This is a genomic window from Anaerohalosphaera lusitana (assembly GCF_002007645.1).
Lineage (GTDB): Bacteria > Planctomycetota > Phycisphaerae > Sedimentisphaerales > Anaerohalosphaeraceae > Anaerohalosphaera > Anaerohalosphaera lusitana.
In genome coordinates this window covers 4025068-4042745 of record NZ_CP019791.1, presented here as the reverse complement: position 1 = coordinate 4042745, position 17678 = coordinate 4025068, and the positions used below count along the sequence as shown (strand labels likewise).

The 17678-nt window shown below is 52.8% G+C and carries 14 protein-coding genes; 13 read left to right on the top strand and 1 reads right to left on the bottom strand.

Annotation, left to right across the window (positions count from 1 at the left end):
* The first annotated feature begins 22 nt into the window (after window positions 1–22).
* The 3 genes from STSP2_RS16415 (at window position 23) to STSP2_RS16405 (ending at window position 3015) form a co-directional block, all read left to right on the top strand.
* The gene (locus STSP2_RS16415) at window positions 23–886 is read left to right on the top strand and encodes a hypothetical protein (protein WP_169853296.1); all 864 of its coding nucleotides are present in this window, start codon (window positions 23–25) and stop codon (window positions 884–886) included.
* Window positions 887–970: 84 nt separating this feature from the next.
* Window positions 971–1435 carry a MarR family winged helix-turn-helix transcriptional regulator gene (locus STSP2_RS16410; RefSeq protein WP_146663799.1) on the top strand — a complete coding sequence of 155 codons (465 nt, stop codon included), beginning with the start codon at window positions 971–973 and terminating at the stop codon, window positions 1433–1435.
* An 86-nt stretch (window positions 1436–1521) separates the two neighbouring features.
* Entirely contained in the window at window positions 1522–3015 is a 1494-nt protein-coding gene (locus STSP2_RS16405; protein WP_169853295.1) for a carbon-nitrogen hydrolase family protein, read from the top strand.
* A gap of 13 nt (window positions 3016–3028) precedes the next feature.
* Here STSP2_RS16405 and lpxB read toward each other — a convergent pair whose 3' ends face one another.
* Complete coding sequence (lpxB, locus tag STSP2_RS16400) at window positions 3029–4186, bottom strand: lipid-A-disaccharide synthase (protein WP_146663797.1); 1158 nt, start codon at window positions 4184–4186, stop codon at window positions 3029–3031.
* A gap of 231 nt (window positions 4187–4417) precedes the next feature.
* Between lpxB and STSP2_RS16395 the strand changes: the two genes are divergently transcribed.
* From STSP2_RS16395 to STSP2_RS16350, 10 genes are all read left to right on the top strand, one after another.
* The gene (locus STSP2_RS16395) at window positions 4418–5335 is read left to right on the top strand and encodes a mechanosensitive ion channel family protein (RefSeq protein ID WP_146663796.1); all 918 of its coding nucleotides are present in this window, start codon (window positions 4418–4420) and stop codon (window positions 5333–5335) included.
* Window positions 5336–5513: 178 nt separating this feature from the next.
* On the top strand, window positions 5514–6077 hold the full coding sequence (locus STSP2_RS16390; RefSeq protein ID WP_146663795.1) for an RNA polymerase sigma factor: 564 nt from the start codon (window positions 5514–5516) through the stop codon (window positions 6075–6077).
* Complete coding sequence (locus STSP2_RS16385) at window positions 6074–9595, top strand: carboxypeptidase regulatory-like domain-containing protein (protein ID WP_146663794.1); 3522 nt, start codon at window positions 6074–6076, stop codon at window positions 9593–9595. The genes STSP2_RS16390 and STSP2_RS16385 overlap by 4 nt, the downstream gene beginning before the upstream one ends.
* 246 nt (window positions 9596–9841) lie before the next feature.
* Window positions 9842–10426, top strand: a complete 585-nt coding sequence (locus tag STSP2_RS16380) for an RNA polymerase sigma factor (RefSeq protein WP_146663793.1) — start codon at window positions 9842–9844, stop codon at window positions 10424–10426.
* 4 nt (window positions 10427–10430) lie between these two features.
* Complete coding sequence (locus STSP2_RS16375) at window positions 10431–11054, top strand: hypothetical protein (RefSeq protein WP_146663792.1); 624 nt, start codon at window positions 10431–10433, stop codon at window positions 11052–11054.
* A 207-nt stretch (window positions 11055–11261) separates the two neighbouring features.
* Window positions 11262–12215: a 30S ribosomal protein S2 gene (gene rpsB, locus STSP2_RS16370; RefSeq protein ID WP_146663791.1), complete on the top strand. Its 954-nt coding sequence runs from the start codon at window positions 11262–11264 to the stop codon at window positions 12213–12215.
* 71 nt (window positions 12216–12286) lie between these two features.
* Window positions 12287–13147, top strand: coding sequence for a translation elongation factor Ts (gene tsf, locus STSP2_RS16365; RefSeq protein WP_146663790.1), 861 nt, complete (start codon window positions 12287–12289; stop codon window positions 13145–13147).
* 132 nt (window positions 13148–13279) lie between these two features.
* Window positions 13280–13996, top strand: coding sequence for a UMP kinase (pyrH, locus tag STSP2_RS16360; RefSeq protein ID WP_146663789.1), 717 nt, complete (start codon window positions 13280–13282; stop codon window positions 13994–13996).
* Window positions 13997–14113: 117 nt separating this feature from the next.
* Window positions 14114–14674: a ribosome recycling factor gene (gene frr / locus STSP2_RS16355; RefSeq protein ID WP_146663788.1), complete on the top strand. Its 561-nt coding sequence runs from the start codon at window positions 14114–14116 to the stop codon at window positions 14672–14674.
* Between the two features lie 135 nt (window positions 14675–14809).
* The gene (locus STSP2_RS16350; RefSeq protein ID WP_169853294.1) at window positions 14810–17668 is read left to right on the top strand and encodes a hypothetical protein; all 2859 of its coding nucleotides are present in this window, start codon (window positions 14810–14812) and stop codon (window positions 17666–17668) included.
* Window positions 17669–17678: the final 10 nt, after the last annotated feature.

Below are 17678 nucleotides of genomic sequence, written 5' to 3'. Positions count from 1 at the left end.
CTGTTTGCCGAAAGGGCTGACCATGGGACAATCAAAACTGTCAAGAATTGATGTTTTTGTTACAGTTATAACATTGATCATAATTTCTTTTATGATGACTTCCTTCCTTGGGTGTGTTGTGGTTTATTCACCCAAGCTTAAGTGCTATAACAATCTTAAAGGTGTTGGCACTGCTCTTGCCGCTTATGCTTACTATAACAATGACGAATTCCCTGTAGCTGGTGGGGATGGTCCATGGTCACAGAAGCTGGGGTGGGACTACGACGATCCAAAAGCATCTTTCGATCCAGGTGACAAATATGAACATGCACCGAGAACTCTCACCGCGAGCTGGTACATTCTGACTCGCGAGATGGATCTGGATCCGTCCGCATTAGTTTGCCCTGCTGTTATTGGTGCTACCCGTTTCAATGGCGATGGTAGCTCGACAGAGCTTATCGATATGTGGGATTTCGGCGACACGCCTTACGAGCACGTCAGCTATTCTATCCAGAACCAGTACGGCAAATATCCGGCACATAAAACTTCACCGGCCGACAACGCCATCGCTGCGGACATGTCCCCCTGGTTCGATGCCAACGGCGACATACTCCCGCCCGCCACCGGCACAGACTCGCCCCAATTGATCGATCCGTCAGACCTGGACACATGGCAACTCGGCAATTCCCGCAACCACAACGGCAAAGGGCAGAATGTCCTCTTCAATGACATGCACGTTTCATTCGAGAAAACTCCCACCGTCGGCGTCGACCAGGACAACATCTACACCTACTGGACCAACCCCGATAATCCAACCCCCGCCGACAAACAGCAAGGCCAGAACCCAACCGCCCGCGACAAAGCGAACGACTCGCAGGCCCCGGAAGATTCATTCCTGGCGATTTAGTTAGTCTGCCGTCATTTTTCCTCTTGACGCATGCTGAATCTGTGCTATAGTTAATATATGAACTGTTAAGCTACGGACAAAAATATGACACTCAAGCAGGAACTCAATCTAGACAAGGATTTTCGGCTCGGCTGTCACGAGGTGCTGCTGAACGTTTACTTCACTGCTGCGCTGATGAAAAAACGTGCCACCGAATTTCTCAAACCCTTCGGCCTAACCGATGTCCAGCTCAACGTCATGCTCCTGCTCGCCAACCAGGGCGGCGGTGAGGGGCTCAGCCAGGCACGTCTGAGCGAAATGATGCTGGTCAACCGCGCGAATGTTACCACACTCGTCGACCGAATGGAAAAGGCCGGCCTGGTCAAGCGTACCGCTCAGCAGGGTGACCGCCGGTTCAATATCGTCAAGCTGACCAGCCTGGGCCGAAAGCTGCTCAACAAGGTCGAACCCCGGTACGGCAAAGAGGTCCAGCGGATCATGGGCACTCTCAAAAAATCAGAGCAGAAGGACCTGATGCGTATGCTCGAAAAGATGCGGGCGAACATATAGAAAAATTTTTTGAGCAATCAGTTAATATATTAACTATATACCAGCGAACCTAAAATTTGATCGCCGTTTTTTTGGAGGACAGTACAATGCTCAGCGAAAATCCTGCTCCAATCGAAAGAGATGCTCAAGGCAGCAAAGCCGTCAAGTCCGCTCGATCCACGCAGCAGCCGACTTCCAGGCCCGACCCCAAATCCGAGCTTACCTTAAGGCTAGCAGGTCTGGCTGTCGGCCTTGGTTTCTGGGTCGCGGGTGTGTTGCCCGTCTTTGCGTGGTGCGGCCCGGTCGGCATGCTCCCGGTGCTCTACCTGGCGACAACTGAAAAGGCCCGCTCAAAACAGCTCGCCGTCGCAGGTCTTTACGCGGGTCTGGCGTATACGATCCCGCAGCTCGTCGCGCTTCGCATGCACGTCATCACAAGCCTGATCCTGCTCGCCTACATGGTCATACTCATGATCGTTCTATGCATCGGCTCAGGTTTCGCCCTCCGGCAGAAGGGCATACGCGCTGCCTTCCTGCTCGCTGCCTGGTTCGCCCTGTTCGACTGGGTCGCTGTCCACGCACTGCCGATCTGGGGTGCGGCACAGTCCTTCGCACGACCCTGGTCCTTATACAATGAGTTCATCGCGTTCACATCTGTGACGGGCATCCACGGCATCATGTTCATCGAAGGCCTGCTCGCGGGTCTGGCCGTCAAGATGATCGCCGAACCGAACAAACGTCGATTTGCCATGACCGCTGCAGCGACCATTCTTGTAATCGCCGCTGCCGACCTAGCTATTCTCACCCGCCCGCCAGTCGATCAGTTCACGATCGGCGCGGTCGGCTGGACGGTCAACGACAGCGCCGCCGAGCAGGGCTGTCAGACCGAAGAAGCGTTCAAAAATATCTACGCAGCAGGCGTACGCTTAGCCGCCCAGCAGGGCGCCCGCCTGGTCGTCTCCGGCGAGATGGGATTCTACATCTACAAGAATACCCGCGCTGAATGGCTCGCCCGTTTCGCCGAGGTTGCCCGCAGCAACGACGTCTACCTGGCCGTCGGCTACTACGACACCGGCATCGACAGCAACCGCTTCATGTTCATCGACCCGGCCGGCGAGGTCCTCTGCGAATATGTCAAGACCTACCAGACACCCTTCGAGCCAGGCATCCCCGGCACCGGCGATCTGCAGATCATCGAGATTGACGGAGTGAAGGTCGGCGGCATGATCTGCCAGGACGACAACTTTACCGACCTCACCCGCTTCTACGCCCGCCAAGGCGTCGGCGTCGTGGTCCTGCCCACAGCCGACTGGCAGAGCGTCAAAAAGCCCCACATGCAAAGCAGCATCGCCCGAGCCGTCGAGGGCGGCTACGCAGTAGTACGCGGCGCAGCCAACGGAGAAAGCGCGGTCATCAACAGCGATGGAGACATGCTCGCCCGCATGGATCACTTCGACCAAGGCCCCGGCCATGTGGTCGCAACAGTAGACATACACAACGGCGGAACGTTCTACGGCCGAACAGGTGAATGGCTTGTCGCGCTCTCTGCCGCTTTACTGATCGTCGCAAGCGTGCGGCACCTGTTAACACAGAACGATTAAATCCGACTTGAACTTACTGCAGCATCTCGATCGCCAGCTCAGCGACCCTGCTGGCGGTGTGTGTTTTCGCCATCGGCTCTGCTATTCCGATCATGTCCGAGCTCATGCGGTTCAGCCGGCTCTTCGACGACAGCAGCCCCACGCACCGCTCGTATATCGGCTCGATATCGCGAAAGTACGGCATGTATTCCGGCGCGGCCTCGCGCTTGGCGAGTATATTCACCAGCGACAGGTGCCTCGTACGTATCAGCCACCGCCCGATCAAATGCCACATCCACGGGTTCGACTGATACATGATCACCATCGGACACCCCGCCGCCGCGACCTGCAGCGTAGCCGACCCGCTCGCCACCATCGCCATATCGCTCCGCCTCGCCAATCCCGGCACATCGTCGATCACGTACTCGCACTCGAATTCCTCGAACTGCATCTCCTTGAGCGCCGCCAGCTTTTCCTCGCTCACCGCCGCTGTCGTAAACCGCACGCCCGGCCACTTCTCACGCAGCATCAGCCCTACGTCCTGCATCGCCGGCCAAAGCGTCTCGATCTCCGCATCCCGCGACCCCGGCAGCAACGCCACATTCGCGGTCCCCGGCTCATAGTCGAAGTAATTCTTGTACGCCTCGCGGATATTCCCATCCAGCTCATCGAGCAGCGGGTTGCCCACGAACTCCGCATCCACGCCGCGCGCCGCGAACCAGTCCTTCTCGAACGGCAGTATGCACGCCAGCTTATCGCACAGCCTCCGCAGCTTGCCGATCCGCCACGGCGCCCATGCCCACAACTGCGGCGCGACATAGAACATCACCTTCGTGCCTGCCTTCTTCGCCGCCCGCGCAATGTGAAAATTGAACGCGGGCGAATCGCACACGATGCACAGGTCGACCTTGTTCTCCTTGAAATACCGCTTGACCCGGCCGATCAGCTTCCAGTACCACCCGATCTGTCCGAACACGTTGTATATCATCGCGGCCCGGCTGACCGTGTTCTCGATCAGCTCGCAGCCCGCGCTGCTCATCTTCTCACCGCCCAGCCCGACCCACTCGATCTCCGTGACGTGATCGTAGGCGTTCTCGTTCGCAGCGACCTTCGCGTTAACCGTATCTATCAAATTCGCGCAGTGCAGCTCCGCACTCGGCTCGCATGCACTGATAAAAATCCGTTTTTTCATGATCTTTCCCTGTCAAAAACTTTCGCCGGCAGATTATAAGCCTTTACCACAGTTCTGCAAACCTCAACACTCAAAATGCCCCTCTTCTGCCAAAAAACCGAAAAATCTTGTCTATAAGCCGAAAAATTAACCTTAATAACGGCAAACCCTTGCGTTATTATAGGAGAATCGGGCCCGAAAAATACGGGCGGATCGCTGATTTAACCATCGGTTTTTACGAAGGAGACAACTATGGCATTTTGGGAAAAGATCAAAGAAGCATTCGACCTCCAGGCAGTTCTAGAAGCTGCAGGCGGAATTCTCGTTACGGTTATACTGGCCCTGATCGCTCAACTGATATTCTCAAAGCTGCTCGATCGGCTCGAAAATCGCCTGATCAAGAAAAACGAGGTAGAGGGCGAACCGCCCAGCGAATCCGCCAAACGCATCGGAACGCTCATAAAGCTCATCAAGCGAGGCGTCTATATTGCCGTCTGGGTTGTCGCCCTGGTCATAGTGCTCGGCGAACTTAATGTCGAGATAGGCCCCATCCTTGCCGGTGCCGGTATCCTGGGCCTGGCCGTAGGTTTCGGTGCACAGAACCTCGTCCGTGACGTCATCAGCGGCTTTTTCATCATCCTCGAAAACCAGATCCGCGTCGGCGACGTCGCAATTATCAACGGCACCGGCGGCCTGGTCGAACAGATCAACTTCCGCACCACCGTCCTCCGCGACCTCTCGGGCGTTGTGCACGTATTCCCCAACGGCACCATAAACACCCTCGCCAACATGACAAACGAATGGTCCGCCCACGTCTTCAACATCGGCGTCGCATATAAGGAAAACACCGACCGCGTCACCGAGGTCATCAAGCAGGTCTGCGCCGAAATGCGTGAGGACCCCGAATTCGGCCCCGCAATGATCGGTGAAGAGGAAATTTTCGGCGTCGACAGCTTCGGCGACAGTGCCGTCATGATCAAGGGCCGCATAAAGACCAAGCCCATCCTGCAGTGGAAGACCGGCCGGGAATTCAACCGCCGCATCAAGCTCGCATTCGACGAAAAAGACATCGAGATCCCGTTCCCCCACGTCTCACTCTACGCCGGCGAAGCCACAAAACCCTTCGACCTCCAAGTGCTCCAAAAGACAAAAGAAAACGCCAGCGACTGAGCGAAAATGTAAAGTTAAATCAGTTGCCGAGTCCAAAATCGAGCTCCGTCATAGTACGGGCTCGATTTTTTTATGATTTTCCGGCATAATTTGTAACGTTTTGCCCTCCATCGCGATCTGTATACCGACAATGGTTGATGCAATGGCTTAGAACGAAGCACTGAAAATCGAAAACCGCATGCAGACAGAGACGAAAATCGAACACGATTTTGACAGCGTAGTACAGCAGGCCCGCACGGATGCGCCGGCGCTTGGGCGGCTGTACGACCGCTATCATCGTCCGATCTACCGGTTCTGCATGCACCGGGTCAACTGCCGAACCGCCGCCGAGGACATCGCTTCCACGGCCTGGCTCGCGGTCGCCCGACAGATACGCACCTTCGATGGCACCACCGAAACCGAGTTCCGCCGCTGGCTCTACGCCATCGCCATCAACCAGGTCAATACGTATTTTAGAAAGAAAAACAGTTCAAAACGGCGACTGAAGATCGTCGCCCAGACAGCACCGGACACAGCCGACGAACCAGCCGTTGAGCAGGACTTTTCAGCCGTTCACTCAGCCATATGTCAACTAAAGCCTATCTGCCAGACCATTGTCACGCTGCGGTTCTTTGAGGATATGTCCTTCGAAGAGATCGCCGCCATCGTGGGCAAACGGACAGCAACCGTACGCGTGATGCTGCACCGAAGTCTGAAAAAACTCAACCGAATACTCGAAAACCACTACGGGGAAGATCGATGAAGACGCCCGAGCGAAAATTTGAAGATCGCATAGCCCGGCTCGAACTCGACGATCAGCCGCGCCAGGCGTTCAGCTCCGAGCTTCGCAGCCGGATGCTCGCCGAGTTCGCCTCCGCGCCCGCCCCGAGAGGTTTTCGTAAGGTCTGGAGGCAGATAATGACAAGCCCGATCACAAAATACGCAGCCGCCGCTATCTTCATAGCAGCCGTACTCACCGCCGTAAACCTGCTTGCAAACAACGAAACCGCGGATCGTCAGAACATCGCAACCGACCCGCCGACCCGCACCACCGACGCCGCCGGGGCCCGGCCCGAAGATACGCCGGAAAAAGACATCGCAGCAAAAGACCAGCCCGACGCTGGCGAGGACCAGCTCGAACTCGCAGCCCGATTCTACGCCAACCACGACGTCGATGGCCTGATCGACCTACTAGAAACCGGCAGCGAAGACGCAAAAACCGCCTCCGCCGCCTACCTCGCAGACCTCGGCAGCGACAAAGCAATAAAACCCCTGCAAAAAGCCGCCCAAAACTACACCGGCGACAGCCCAAACCCCTTCGCAGCAGCAGCAGAAAAACTGCAAAAAAAGCAACCAGAACCCCAGCCCAACAGCCTGTCAGATGAGACCGTCAACAAATCAGCTAGAGATGATACAACCACCGCCAAATCAGAGAGTAATAAGGACGCGACCGAAAACAAAATCACCAACCCCCAAAAAGGCCGCCTCGTCCGAGTCCTCGTAACAGAAAAACAAACCGGCCTGCCTCTGGAAAAGGCTACTGTCTGGGTCGAAGCTTCTGGGTCAGCCGCCTGGACGAATTCGGACGGCCGATGTGACCTTCGCTGGAAGCGAGATGAAGATGAGGTTCTAAAGGTCTGGGCGCGTAAAAATGGCTTTGTGCGAATGCTGTTCTGTTTGACTGAAGAAAACTCACCTGGCGTCGAACCATTAGAGGTCGTGTACGAAATGGAACCGGCTAGCACTATAGGCGGGATAATTCTAAATGAAAGAGATGAGCCGATTGCCAATGTACACGTTACAGTTGAAATCAATCATGAGGAACATTTAGACAGTCCCGAAATCGATGTATACGAAGAGGTTAAATCTAACAGCAATGGAAAATGGGAATTTAGCGGTGTACCGGCTGAGCTGCAATTGATCGAGTTTACATTGAAGCATTCCAACTATCAGACTTCTGAGCGAGGTACTACCGTTGCCCAGGATTTTGCAGCGCTGCGTAACCGAGAATACAAAATGGATTTGGAGGACAAATATACTCTAAGCGGTCTTGTAGTAAATGAAAACGGCAGTCCAATTCCGAATGCACGAGTTCAATTAGGTGCCTATTATTTTAACAGAGACCGTAAGCATCGAATGTATACGGATCAAAGTGGCCGATTCAAATTTGATGACATAGAAATTCGTAAGTCGGAGCGAATGCAATTTGTGACAGTTTCAGCGGACGGTTATGCACCTGACCTTAAAAAAGTTAGTTTTAAAAAGCCCAATGCCGAAGTAAAGTTTGTTCTGAAGCCGGGCAATACTATTCACGGCCGAGTTGTAGACCCGGATGGCAATCCCATCTCGGAAGCAAAGGTAAGTGCGGGTAAATGGCGAAATGAATGGTATCATGACCTGCAAAGCCTGGACTGGAAAACCAAGACAGATGCCACTGGCAGGTTCGCGTGGAAAGATGCACCTCCGGATCAGATAGAACTCATAGTAGAAGCTGATGGTTATTTGAAGCGGGAGATAGAAGGCATTACACCTTCTGAAAATGGGTACGAGTTTGTCATTCACCCACAAATAAGAGTCCACGGCAAAGTGGTGAACTGGCAGACCGGGCAACCGATTAGGAATTTTTCTATTCGCAGACATCAAGGCCATTCGATTCACAGTTCGGAAGATGTGCGATCATCCGATGGCTGTTTCGAAACAAAATTCACCGAAGGCGAAAGCTTCAAAATTACGGTACTAGCTGAAGGTTGCAAGCCGTTGACCTCGAGAGAAGTCACCCTCGGTGAACAGGACGTTGAACTTGTATTTGAAATGGTAGCGGATTCCGGGATTGATTGTCAGGTGCTAAATATGGATGGTGAACCAGTGGCAGGGGTCCGAGCCATCCTGCTCCAGTCAGCTCTTTACATGATAAATAATGAGTTTAATGAGAGTCGCTTGAGATATCATCCAAATATAGTCACTGACAGTGACGGACAGTTTCACTTTGATCCTGTAGAAGGCGACTATGAAATCGTAATAGTTCACGACTCCGGTTATGCGCACCTGCATTCTAGGGAACTGCCAAATGGCGGGCATGGTGACATTATTACGCTAAGACCGTATGCAAGGATTAGAGGCTCTTACTATGAGGGGGCAAAGCCAGCAGCTAAGAAAAACATTGGGGTGGATTATCCATACAGTATTGTTCCCAGGGAGGATTTTCTTAACTTGCGGTATTCTGCAACAACTGATGAGGATGGGCAGTTTGAATTTGATGGTCTTTTTGCGGGTAAAGCGCGTATACTGGTTGAGCCTAGAGTTGAAGTCGATGTTGAAGCGGGCAAAACGCATGAGGTTGTTCTCGGCGGAACTGGCTTTACGATTAAAGGCCAGGTACTGGATGTAAATGGCGATCCCTTTGGTTACGAAACTGGTAGAGGTAGTCTGAACATAGAGCAGGTCTTTACCGCAGATGCAATTCCATCAGATGAAATCCCTGTGCCGACAGGCGTCGAATCAATGAGTTTTCTTGATACTATGAAATGGTTCGGTAGTTTCATTAGTTCGCAAGAAGGAAAAGAGTGGCGTACCAGAATTGAGCGGCATTACGCTTTTGATAGAAACTATTCAGTCATAAAGCTGAACGAAGATGGAATATTTCAGCAGCCAAACTTTTTGCCCGGCCGTTATCGCTTGACATTTTCTGCAGAACCTTGGGCAGATAGTACTTTTGACAGGTACGTTCCGGACTACGGCAACGAATTCATGAAAGCTTCCGCCATCATCGAAGTGCCGGAATACGAATCAATAGAAGAGCTAGACACCCCCATTGACATTGGAACCCTGCACTGCCGTCCGGCGCCGCTTGAACCCGGACAGAAGGCTCCATATTTTGAAGTCCCTGCCCTGAAAAAGTCCGGTTTGATCAGATCAAGTGACTACTATGGTAAGCATGTGGTTCTTACATTCACGAATCCCTACTTGAACATTGATCAGCCGGAAAAAATGGCTACCCTTAAGCCCGCTCTCGAGGGAATTAGTGCTCGTAATGATGTTCAGATTATCAATGTCGCGGCGGAGCTTGTTCCCTGGCAGTACATGCGAGAAAAAATGATAAAGGACTGCACCCTTCCAGGTATTTATGGCAGGACGCCGAATAATCGTTCCAAAATCGCATTCGATTATGACAGCAGTGGTCTGCCGTACACAGTAATCATCGGGCCGGATGGGCGGATTGTTGCGGTAGATGTTCAGCCTGGCGAGATTGCGGGGTATTTGGAGACTGCGGATATTTATTGATTTTCTTTTGCTGGGTGCTGTTGCATGATATAATGGATCCATCGCTGGGCGGTTTTTTTAATGGCCTGGCGGTGGATTTTTTTGTTTTACGGGCCCTAGACAGAAAATGTGCTCACAGGACGCTTTATGCACTTTTGGGCGGTCTTTGGCGGTGCGGAGTTTTTTATGAAAATTTTTCGTAACAAATGCCCGGCTTGCGCATTGTTGTTTGCGGATGGTGAACCGATTAGAGGATGATTGCTGCAGATGCTTTCCAACGCAGATATAAAGCTGACTCGTGAGATGACCGGCAGTGACATGAACGCGTGCGTTCAGCTTGCCTGTCGCGAGCCGTCCGCGCTCGCGCATCTTTACGACCGCTATTACGACCGGATTTTCCGCTTTTGCGTCTACCGGGTCGGTTCAAGGACTGTTGCGGAGGATATCTGCTCGGCTGTCTGGGTTTCGGTCGCGAAGTCGATAAAGCATTTTCAGGGCGATGGAGAGACCGATTTTCGCAAGTGGATATACACGATCGCGGTAAACGAGGTCAATTCGTACTACCGCAAGACCGCCAGACGCAATCGGCACCTGCGGCTGCTGGCGGAAAACGCAGACGATGAACAGCTCAGCGAAGACAGCACCTATCCGCAATGGCGGCAGGTGCAAAAGGCGCTGAAATCGCTGAAAACAAGGCAGCAATCCATAATAATGCTGAGATTTTTCGAGAAAATGTCATTCGACGAGATCGCCGAGATAGTCGGCGTCCGGGCGTCGACGGTGCGGGTGACCCTGCATCGCAGCCTGAAAAAGCTGCAGAAGAAGCTGGAATCACAAATGGAACAAAAATGAGAGTATGAACGACCGCGAATCACAATTGAATGAGCTGTTCGATAAGATAAGCGATGAGCCGTCCGGCCGGGCGAAGCACAAAGAGGCCCTGCGCAGCGAAATGCTGGAGCGGTTCGAGCCCGCGGCCATACGTCTGCGACCCAGGGAGCGGTTTCACAAAAGGGCGAAAAGGGCTATTTTGAGCCCCGCAACCGCAGGTCTGGCGGCGTGTGTGCTTGCTCTGCTGATAGGTCACCAGCTCGCGACGCGGTTCGTTTGGGATACCGAGCCTGCACCGAGTCTCGATTCGGCCGGCGGGGTATCCCTCAAGTATGACTTTATGCCTTCGGCCAGATTGAAGGAGGCGGAAACAGAAGTGGGTTATGAAGATTCGGTTGATTCGGAAAACGGTCGGCTGGAGGAAATGCTGCAGTCAAAAGATATAGATGGTCTGGTTGAAATTCTGCAAAACGGCAGCTTCGGCGACAAGATCGCGGCGGCGAAATTGCTGTCCGATATGGGGGCCCAAGAGGCATTGCCGGAACTGGAGCGGCTGGGTAGTGAATGGCAGGGAGGCGAGCCCAACCCGTTCAGCACCGCAGCAGAGGTCATAAAAAGTTCCACTTTTGACCCAACTTCGACGCGTTAGTACCCACTTTTGTTCAGTTTTGCTTAGTTTTGAACACCCAATAAACCGCGAAATAAGCCGATATTTCGCCTAATTACCCTTGACACTTTGCGGTTCCTTACAGTATCCTACCTCGATTATCCGTCCGGATAGACGGAAAGAGTGTGCCTGCCGAGTGGCGGGCCGACGAAAAAATGTTACTTTTTCTAACAATTGGAGGTAAGTTCTGTGAATAAAGAACTGGCTCGCGACCTTATAAGTGCGGGCGTACACTTCGGACATGGCGTAAGCCGCTGGAACCCGAAAATGAAACCTTTCATTTACGGCAAGCGGAGCAAGATCCATATCATCGACGTCAAAGAAACCCTCAAAGGCCTTATCCTCGGTAAAAGACTGCTGGTGGATGTTGTGTCTTCAGGCAAGGACGTCGTATTCGTAGGCACCAAGCGTCAGGCCAAGCAGATCGTCGCGGAAGTCGCTGAAGATTGCGGCATGCACTATGTCGATGAACGCTGGCTCGGCGGTATGCTGACCAACTTCAAGACCATCCGTTCCAGGCTCAAAAGGCTCGATGAGCTCGAAACTCTTGAAAAGACCGGCGAGATCGCTTCTGAGAGTAAAAAGCAGGCATCACGCCTGAAGCGTGAACTTCGCAAGATCCGCACGAACCTGGGCGGCGTTCGCGAAATGAACCGCATGCCAGGCGCGATGGTCGTTGTAGATGCCAAGAAAGAGCATCTGGCACTTCGCGAAGCTGAAAAGCTCGGTATCGCGACGATCGGTATTATCGATACGGATTCGGACCCTGATGCTGTAGATGTTGCGATTCCTGCGAACGACGACTCGATCAAGGCTATCGAAATACTGATCCGTGAACTGGGTGAGGCTGTCAAGCTCGGCAAGACCGTTGTCAAGCCCAAGGATACCGACGAAGCTCGCGGTAAGTCCAAGAGGCGTGCTCTGGCGAGCGCGACTGCTGAGCAGGAACAGCCTGCAGAGGCAGGGACCGCGACAGCGGAACCGGCAGCTAAGCCTGCAGAAAAGCCAGCAGAGCAGCCCGCGGAAGCCCCAGAAGCAAAGCCCGCACCGGCTGTAGAGCCTGCAGAGGCGCAGGAACCTGCAAAGACCGAGGAAGCCCCTAAGGAAGAAGAAAAGGGTGCTGAGGAAAAGCAGGAAGGCTAAGCCGGGATCGACCGGCAGCATCAGGTGACAATTTAGATAACATGAACAAAAGATAAACGGGAGTCTGACCAATGGCAGAAATATCCGCTTCTCAAGTAATGAAACTCCGCAAAATGAGCGGACAAGGCATGATGGACTGTAAGAAGGCCCTGAAAGAGGCTGACGGCGACCTGGATAAGGCGCTGGAAGAGCTTCGCAAGAAGGGTCTTAAGACTATGGCCAAAAGAGCAGGACGCGAAACCTCTGAAGGTATCGTTCTGACTCAGGCAAGCGATGACGGCAAGACGGTTGCTATGGGTACGCTTTGCTGTGAGACCGACTTCGTTGCAAAGAGCGAAGATTTCAAGAGTCTCGCTGAAAAGATGAGCAGCGTTCTTCTTACTGTAGACGGCGTTGAAGGCGCAGAGACCATCGTCGAGAGTGAAGTTGACGGCAAGAAGTTCTCTGAGCTGATCACGGAATGCGTGAGCAAGACGGGTGAAAAGACGGAAGTTGTTGATTTTATCCGCATCAGCCTCGAAAAGCCGGGCACTATCGGCACGTATACGCACTTCAACAACAAGATCGGTGCTATGGTCGTTGTCGAGACAAGCAATGACGAGACCGCCAAGGCTGTTGAAGATGTTGCACGCGACGCTGCGATGCACGTTTCAGCTATCAATCCTGTAGCGGTTGACCGCGATTCCATAGATGCAGAGACCATCGAACGCGAGAGAGCAGCAGCGGCTGAGGAAGTACAGAACAAGCCAGCCAACATCATCGACAAGATCGTCGACGGCAAGATGAACAAGTTCTTCAAGGAGAACTGCCTTGTGGACCAGCCTTTCGTTAAGGACGACAGCAAGACTGTTTCCGAGGCTGTCAGCGAGGCGGCAAAAGCCGCAGGCGGTGAGGCTAAAATAACCCGCTTTATCCGATTTGAAATCGGCTAAACAGGCCTTTACGGGCATCGGTTGCGAAAGTTTCCGATGCCCTTTTTTTGTGCATTTTTCGGCCGATATAGCTGACGCGGCCAGAATCTTTTCATGATCAGGTCAGCTTGTACAGAATTTCAGGTCATAGGTATGTCAGAGATCAAGTACAAAAGACTGCTGCTCAAACTCTCCGGTGAGACCTTCTGCAAGCCCGGCGAGTTTGGTATCAACGGTGAATATGTTGAACGCATCGCTGCGAGGATTGCTGCACTTTCAAAGCTGGGAGTGGAGATCGCGGTAGTAGTGGGTGGAGGCAACTTCCTTCGGGGTGAAGCTTTTTCGGAAAAGAGCCATATTCCGCGGCATACGGCTGATTATATGGGTATGCTGGCAACGGTGATGAATGCTGCGGCGTTGCAGGAGACGCTGGAATCGATCGGTCAGCCTACGCGGGTACTCAGCGCGATCGAGGTGTCGGCAATATGCGAGCCTTTCATTCGCAGGCGCTGTCTGAAGCATTTTGAAGAGGGCAGAGTTGTGATACTGGCCGGCGGGACGGGTAATCCGTTCTTCTCGACCGATACGTGTGCGGCGCTGCGGGCGGCGGAGCTGCAGGCTGATCTGCTTATCAAGGCGACCAAGGTTGACGGTGTGTATACTGACGATCCGATGAAGAACCCGGATGCCAAGCTTTTGGAAGAAGTAAGCTATACTGAGGTGCTCCAGAAGGGGCTCAAGGTCATGGATCCGTCGGCGGTGAGTCTGTGCAGGGACAACAATATTCCGGTTGTGGTTCTAAACATATTCCAGGAAGGAAACATCACCAAGGTGCTCAAGGGAGAAAGAATCGGTACGGTTATGGGTTGACAGACGGTCCAAATTAGTTAATTTTGTAGTATTGCAACTGCTGAAAATTACCTGTTGCTATAAGCAGTTTTGAAACAGCTTGTAAAAAAATGCTACTATATTTCGGAGATATAACGAATGCCAGTACAGAATATTCTTGCCGAACATGAAGACAGCATGAAGAAAAGTATCGATTTCCTGCATACTGAGCTAAAGGGTGTCAGGACGGGCAGGGCCTCGACCGGCCTGGTCGAACATGTGCGAGTGGACTACTACGGCAGCCCGACACCTCTGAATCAGCTTGCGACCATTTCTACGCCGGATGCGACCTCAATCGTCATCAAGCCCTTCGATCCGGGCAGCCTGAAGGATATAGAAAAAGCGATCAAGGTCAGCGATCTCGGTTTGCCGCCGATCGCGGACGGCAAGGTTGTGAGGCTGAGCATTCCTCCGCTGAGCGGAGAGAGGCGCGAGCAGCTTGTCCAGCAGGTAAAACAGATGGGCGAGCAGACAAAGATCAGTATTCGAAATATCCGCCGGGATGCCAACAAGCAGCTCGATGACGAAGAGAAGAGCAAGGATATTACAGAAGATGATCGTGACAGGGGCAAAAAAGAGGTTGATGAAATTACTAAAAAATACACTGAGGAGGTCGACAGCGTAGTTAAGGCCAAGTCAGAAGAAATTATGGAACAATAGAAGCGGTAACAAAACACAGCTTTTTGCCAAGTTAAAATGAGCCTGCCGATACTGCAAGCACATTGTTCTGCGTATGAATTGATGTGTGAAGAACAGTATCCGTGGGCTCGTTTATTTTTTAGGGGAGGCTCAACCATGACTAAAGAAGCTAAGACGAAAGAAAATCAGCCGAAGAAAAAGGGTAAGAGCAGGAAGAAGACAGTCTGGATCACTTCGATAGCGGTAGTTTTGCTGCTGCTGGTGCTTCTGGTCGTTTTCGCTGTGCCGTCATATGTGTCATCAGAGGGGGGGACCTCGATGATAGTCGGAAAGGTTAACAACAGCATCGATGGTGAGGTGAGCATAGGCGATCTTTCATTCGGATGGTGGAAGGGGGTGGAGGCGACCGACCTGACGTTTGACAATCCCGAGGAGCGGACCTCCGTACGCGTTGCGCGCGTTTCGGCGAAACCTAAGTTGATGGCACTGATGTCAGGAAGGATCGCGGTCGATGATACCGTGATAGATAGGCCTGAAGTCGAGATGACCGTGTCACGGAAGCAGGCGGATGAGATATTTCAGGCCGGGACCGAAGAAGAGGATGAAGAGTCGGCGGGGCCCGGCGGGGATGTGATGGAGCTGGAGAAGTTCAAGCTGGATATGCGGGAAGGTCTGGTGAAGATCAATCTGCAGGAGGAAGACGGGCAGATGTCCACTCTTCTGTTCAAGAACATCGCTTCGAAGGTCGACCTGAACAAGCCCGGTCGTAAGTCAACTTTTTCGTTGTCGCTGGCTGTTGCGGACAATGGTAACGATTCGGGGCAGGTGAGTGCGGACGGGAGCGTGACGCCTGATAAACAGGGGTGGCGGTTCAAGGAGGGGACCGAGGGGACGTTCAACGTCAATGTCAAGGATCTCGATCTTTCCTCGCTTCGTCCGCTGTTTGCGCTTGCGGGCAAGGATATGCAGGCTGATGGAGAGCTCAATGCCGAGCTGAAAACGCAGATCGCCGACGGACAGATCTCACAACTGCTTGCGGACGCTCGTTTGGCCAATTTCAGTCAGGTCGTTCAGGGTAAAAAGACCGAGCTTGCTGAGCCGGTGACGCTGAAGGCGGATGTTTCTACGAGCGAAGACAAGGTTATAATCAACAGTTTCGATCTGCAGTCAAGTTTTGCGCAGGCAAAGCTTACCGGGACGGCGGAGTCTATAGATTACACGGCTAACGCGGATCTGGCTGCGACGCAGGATTTTGCGACGCAGTTTATGGAGCCCGGTCCGTATGAGTTTTCGGGTAAGCTGCAGGCCAGCGGAAACGCTCAGATGGGCGAAAAGATATTCAGCACGAAGGGTAATACGACAGTGGAGGGTCTTGTTCTTACCAAGACCGCGGCGGCGAAGGACGATCAGGGGGAGTCGGAGCAAGGGGCCGAACAAGCTGAGCAGCAGGGGCCGTTGCGGACGGAACCTACCAACTTGAAAATTGCTTACGATATCGTCAAGGATGCCGAAGCGCAGAAGCTGACGGTAAAATCGATGCAGCTCGAGACCGACCCTCAGATAGCTGTTGTTACTATGCGGGATTCGACTTTGCCGGTGGGCGAGGGTTATGAGGGTCTGGATGCGTCGGTCAATGCAAAGGCGAATCTGGCTGAGCTTGCGGTTTTTGCGAAGGCGTTCGATATGATCCCGGCCGATATGATCCTGCGGGGCAATGCTGACAGTGAGATCAAGATGACTGGTACGGAAAAACTGGTGACGGTTTCGAGCAGTAAGACGACTGTTGCCGATCTGTTCGTTCAGAAGGAGGGTCAGGAGGAGAAGTTCGAGGATCCTTCGGTGAACGTGACTTTCAAGGCTGTTCTCGAGCCGGAGCAGAAGACGGTCAATGAGCTCGAGGTTGACGTCGAGAGCAGATATATCGACATCGACAAGGGCAGGGTCAGTCAGTCCGTCAAGAACGGCCAAAAGCAGCTTGAGGGTGAATTTGTTGCGGCGTACGATCTTGAGCAGATAACGCCTTTGATCCAGCCTTTTCTGCCCGTGCCGATGAAAATGTCCGGGAAACGTCAGAGCAATATCAATTTCTCGACCAGGTATGCGATGGATGAGTCTGAGGAGTCGAACATATTCGAAAATCTGACGGGTAAGGCGAATTTCGGTTTTGATAATGCGTCGATGATGGGGATGAATTTCGGTAAGACGGACGTAAATCTCGACATTCAAAACGGGATAATGAATATCGAGCCTTTCGAAACACCAGTCAATGACGGAATGTTGAGGTTTGCCGGTGTGATCGATCTGACGAAGAAAGATAAGGAACTGCGGACGCCGGAACCGATACAGATCGTTGATAAGGTCAACATCAATGATGAGATGAGTGCGGAGATGCTGAAGTTCGTGAATCCTTTGTTCGCGAATCAGGCGAATATTTCCGGTATTGCGGACTTCAAGGCTGAGCAGATAGTTCTGCCGTTGGGCGGGGGCAGGGAGAATGATATCAATATTGCCGGTACGGTCGCAATGAGCGAAGTTGATATGCGGGCGACGGGATTGCTTGGTCAGATAAGTCGGCTGGCGAAGGGTGTCAACGGCAAGATCGAGGTGATGCCGACGGATTTTACGCTGCAAAACGGCGTGCTGGCTTATGATAATATGCAGGTGAATCTTGGGGACAATCCTCTTAACTTCGGGGGCAAGATCGGGCTGGACAAGACGCTGGATATGACGATAGTTTTGCCTTATACGGCTGATTTTGAGACAGTTAAGGTGGGAGAGGAACCGGATATCCGTATTCCTTTGCCGCTTAGCGGGACGATAGACAGTCCGCAGCTCAATGTCGACAAGGCGTTGGGAATAATCGCGAGCGAAAAGGCGAAGGCTGAATTGCGAAAGGCACTTGGAGGGGATAAGAAGGAAGCAGAAGAAGGCGAGGATGGTGAGGAGGAAGAAAAGGATGCGGAGGATATACTCAAGGAAGAGGGACGGCGCATCCTCGAGGACCTGTTCAAGTAGAGGATCAGTG

Coding starts and splice junctions, on each gene's coding strand:
- STSP2_RS16415 (WP_169853296.1), top strand. CDS start 23: ATGGGACAATCAAAACTGTCAAGAATTGATGTTTTTGTTACAGTTATA.
- STSP2_RS16410 (WP_146663799.1), top strand. CDS start 971: ATGACACTCAAGCAGGAACTCAATCTAGACAAGGATTTTCGGCTCGGC.
- STSP2_RS16405 (WP_169853295.1), top strand. CDS start 1,522: ATGCTCAGCGAAAATCCTGCTCCAATCGAAAGAGATGCTCAAGGCAGC.
- lpxB (WP_146663797.1), bottom strand. CDS start 4,186: ATGAAAAAACGGATTTTTATCAGTGCATGCGAGCCGAGTGCGGAGCTG.
- STSP2_RS16395 (WP_146663796.1), top strand. CDS start 4,418: ATGGCATTTTGGGAAAAGATCAAAGAAGCATTCGACCTCCAGGCAGTT.
- STSP2_RS16390 (WP_146663795.1), top strand. CDS start 5,514: ATGCAGACAGAGACGAAAATCGAACACGATTTTGACAGCGTAGTACAG.
- STSP2_RS16385 (WP_146663794.1), top strand. CDS start 6,074: ATGAAGACGCCCGAGCGAAAATTTGAAGATCGCATAGCCCGGCTCGAA.
- STSP2_RS16380 (WP_146663793.1), top strand. CDS start 9,842: ATGCTTTCCAACGCAGATATAAAGCTGACTCGTGAGATGACCGGCAGT.
- STSP2_RS16375 (WP_146663792.1), top strand. CDS start 10,431: ATGAACGACCGCGAATCACAATTGAATGAGCTGTTCGATAAGATAAGC.
- tsf (WP_146663790.1), top strand. CDS start 12,287: ATGGCAGAAATATCCGCTTCTCAAGTAATGAAACTCCGCAAAATGAGC.
- pyrH (WP_146663789.1), top strand. CDS start 13,280: ATGTCAGAGATCAAGTACAAAAGACTGCTGCTCAAACTCTCCGGTGAG.
- frr (WP_146663788.1), top strand. CDS start 14,114: ATGCCAGTACAGAATATTCTTGCCGAACATGAAGACAGCATGAAGAAA.
- STSP2_RS16350 (WP_169853294.1), top strand. CDS start 14,810: ATGACTAAAGAAGCTAAGACGAAAGAAAATCAGCCGAAGAAAAAGGGT.